This is a genomic window from Shewanella sp. SP2S2-6, from assembly GCF_031931965.1.
Taxonomy (GTDB): domain Bacteria; phylum Pseudomonadota; class Gammaproteobacteria; order Enterobacterales; family Shewanellaceae; genus Shewanella; species Shewanella baltica.
Window position 1 is genome coordinate 1 of sequence record NZ_JAUOEQ010000067.1, and the last position, 3556, is coordinate 3556.

The following is a 3556-nucleotide window of genomic DNA, read 5'->3' on the forward strand; positions in this document are numbered from 1 at the left end:
CTGAACCATTACACAAAATTAAGTTATGGATTGGATATGCTGATGAACACAAACTGAACTCAAATGATGGTATTGCGTTACATGAACGAATTATCAGCTTAGTTCCTGATGGTATGGCTGAATACCAGAAAAATAAAGACGAATTAACAAAAACCGTTGGGTATGGAGCTAATGGCTTTATTTTTCAATTCGAAGCTTCTACGGAACAAGTGGCTCAACACTTCTTTGAAGCTGCTGTTGGATTGTCCTCACAAGTTGAGATTAAGAATACTATCCTGAAAGATAACCGCTTTGACTTACCAAACGGTGCAATAGTTGAAAAGAAATCAGATGTAGCCAAAATTCAAGTGTTTCCTAATATCATTGACGAATGCCAATTGCGCTTCAAAACACGTGAATACTCTCCTGCACTTATCTTTGATGGTCAATTTGTAAAGATGCCACAATTAACTACTAGTAAAAATTCGCTTTACTTCAGAACAGAGCTTTTTTCCATAGAGTTAGTTAATGTATCTGAAAACCAGTTTGACAGTCTGTTGCATTTCACAACAGAAAAAAAAGTGCCACTAGATGAAGCATTACGATTTTTTACTCTTTTCTCTCAAGAAAACAAAGATAAGACACTCTTTCTTGATACTGTACTCAAGAAAGAGAAAAGAATAATAAGCGCTCAAGCTACTCTGAATCACCCATTTGAAGACACATTATGCGTCGTCGAATCCATTAAAGTTCTTAAAAATAGCTTTGAAATTGACGGAAACTCACTTACTACGTTAGATGAACTTTATGATAGTCGGCATGCGTTGAATGGCCTAGCGGCTATCATCCAAAACAAAGTTGAAACTATTCGCTTTAAAGCACGAAAAGAGCCATACAGCGATGAGTATATAACTGAACAAGAAGCTGTGGCTCCTTACACAATGACTGTCCAAGTTGGTGATGCTCATGTCGGTGTTGTAGCCCTTTTTCATGGGAAGAGAGTTACTGACTATGACTACCAAGTCTATAAAGTAGAAATAGTGGAACCTCTCACACTATATGGAGAGGCTCCAACATTGGATCTGCTTGATAAAATTCAAGATTCAGCATTACAACAACGAAGTTAATCAATTTGTTAGGGCTGTGGGTTTTAGACTCCCCTGCCTTTGAACCCCACATGTCATATTCGATTTGCCGAATGATGATCTCATGTTCGTTAACTGGTACGTTGTTTGGCACCAATAGCCTCTTAAGTTCATCAATATTATATTGATTTAGCATTACTCTTCCCTATATGTCCTGAGTACATCGTTAGGTGTTCTCTTATTCTTTTGACACTTTATTGGCATGAGAAAAAGTAAGTCAAGTGCAGCTTTGATGAAGAGGAAAATCTACCCATCGTAACTAAGTTTGGGGCATAAACGTGCCAGAACTGATCGGCCTGACACGAGTTGGGACAATTCCGAGTTAAACCATTAGCTCAAATTAGTAAGTTTCAAATTAAAATTTCTATGGGTAACGCCGAGCTAAGCGGTGCTTGAGCGATTTGTTAAGCATTTAGCTCAGAAATTATGCCTTTAAATAGTTTTGAGGCTTTTGATTTATGAGTAGAAATTTCTTCATTAAATAGTTTCAATGGATTTCCTTCGTCATAACAAAACTCTTCATCTAATAGATAGCCAAAAAGAACCTCAGGAATATTTAAGTCCTCACCTAATGAGGCACGAGATACCCATTCAATAAATTCCATAACGGCTTTTTCAGAGACCCAATTCAAACTTTCTAGCCTAACTGCAAACCGCTCAGAAAAACTTAATTCTCTTGATGCGGGAAATTCATAAGACGGCAACTTTGAGCAATAACCTGGCCCTTTCAATGAAAGCTCAATGAGCGAATCTTCGGGATCGCTTTTGCCTTTCAGGATTTCAGCGTCAGCCCAAGCTATTACCTCTGACTCAGAGAAATAAGCTTCTTTCCACAACGCCATGACAATTGATATTTTATTCATATTATTGCTTAACGCCCAAATTTAGCGCGGAAAGCCGCGTAGCGGGTTGACGTCGCAGTCAGCGCTTTTTGTTGGCGATAATATTTGTTTGTTAGGAGACATTACCAGAATGCCTCTACTTGCTTAACCAAAAGTGGCGCGGGAATGTCGATACCAGTTAGTTTTTTGCCACTGAGATTGACACCTACGACCTTCGTTTCAGGTGGAAGGATTGGCAAAAAGTGCTCCTTGAATTGCGCCCAAACCACACTTCTCGGTTCAACCTTACCAAGCAATTCTGGATTGAGTTTCTTCAGGCGCTCTATTCGAGTTTTAGAAGACCAGACAGGGAAAGAGACCTTTTTATCCTTCAAATCGAATTCCAGCAGTATTTCACCAGGCAGAACTCCGAACCAGACAACTTTCGTTTCAGCAACTTCCTCATAAAACTTATTAGCTTGTGGTACTCCGGATGACACTCTTTGTCTCCTAACGCCCGCATTTGCGGCAAATTGGAGCGCAGCGGAAATTTGTCCGAAACATGCGCTTGTGTACGCCCAGCATGGGCATGAACTAATGAGGTGAAAGTCCTCTGTAGGAAGGTCACCGTTCAATAACATGCTGTTATTAAACGTTAACTACTAGCGAATGGCAAGGGCTTATCCGCGAGGATTGGTCTGAAGGAAGCCGCTAGCAAATTTGCGAGCTGATGAACAAGAACATCATATGAGGCGTAGGCTAGAGGTGAGTTGGCACAAGACGACGAAACCACGTGATCTAATGGCCACCGTAAATGAGGCAGCAGTGCAAAGAAAGTTCATGTTCTTATCTGGGGAGATCTGCTTAACACGCGATCGGTCAATAACCAGTAAGGCTCTGGTCTATTAAGTGCCTTGGCTTTTCAATCTCATCGACTGAAAAGAGCGAACCAGATGAAAACCGATAGCGCATGACGGGGTAACTCGGTATGTGATTAAGCAGAAGTCAGCAGACGGCATAGTAGCCCAACGCCCATCGTAATGGTTGGGATATGGTGAAGGCCTGAACATTTAGAAGAAGGAGGAGTCTTGTCAAACTTGTCGATACCCACTACGTCGCCAGACGATTACTATCGGCAGCGTATTGATATGCAACCGGCCTTCAACAGCGATTTATTCCAACAACTACTCGAACCTGAAAATCTACACCGAGCTTGGCGTCAAGTTAAAGCCAATAAAGGCGCGGCTGGCATCGATGGCATGACTATCGAAGCCTTCCCGCTTTGGATGCAACAAGGCGGTTGGCAACGGTGTAAATCTCTACTGGAACGAGGTGAATATAACCCTTCAGCAGTCAGACGCGTAGAGATCGACAAACCAGATGGCGGTAAACGCAAACTGGGTATCCCTAACGTCATTGATCGTGTGATACAGCAAGCTATTGCTCAAATTCTCACGCCGTTGTTTGACCCTTTCTTCTCGGCTAATAGCTTCGGCTTTAGACCGAATAGGAATGCCAAACAAGCGGTCTTGCAAGTCAGAGATATCATCAAACAGAAGCGCAAATTTGCCGTCGATGTTGATCTGTCCAAGTTCTTTGATCGAGTAAATC

The 3556-nt window shown here is 41.7% G+C and carries 4 protein-coding genes; 2 read left to right on the top strand and 2 right to left on the bottom strand.

Features of this window, described 5'->3' with window-relative positions; genetic code table 11:
* The coding region (locus Q4Q57_RS21945) for a hypothetical protein (protein ID WP_311892026.1) at positions 1-1106 on the top strand (1106 nt) is incomplete at its 5' end.
* 422 nt (positions 1107-1528) lie between these two features.
* On the opposite strand, the gene Q4Q57_RS21950 is transcribed toward Q4Q57_RS21945, so the two are convergent.
* The gene (locus tag Q4Q57_RS21950) at positions 1529-1987 is read right to left on the bottom strand and encodes a hypothetical protein (RefSeq protein WP_311892027.1); all 459 of its coding nucleotides are present in this window, start codon (positions 1985-1987) and stop codon (positions 1529-1531) included.
* A 101-nt stretch (positions 1988-2088) separates the two neighbouring features.
* Positions 2089-2445 carry a DUF2750 domain-containing protein gene (locus Q4Q57_RS21955; protein ID WP_311892028.1) on the bottom strand — a complete coding sequence of 119 codons (357 nt, stop codon included), beginning with the start codon at positions 2443-2445 and terminating at the stop codon, positions 2089-2091.
* A gap of 588 nt (positions 2446-3033) precedes the next feature.
* Between Q4Q57_RS21955 and Q4Q57_RS21960 the strand changes: the two genes are divergently transcribed.
* The coding region (locus Q4Q57_RS21960; protein ID WP_311892029.1) for a reverse transcriptase domain-containing protein at positions 3034-3556 on the top strand (523 nt) is incomplete at its 3' end.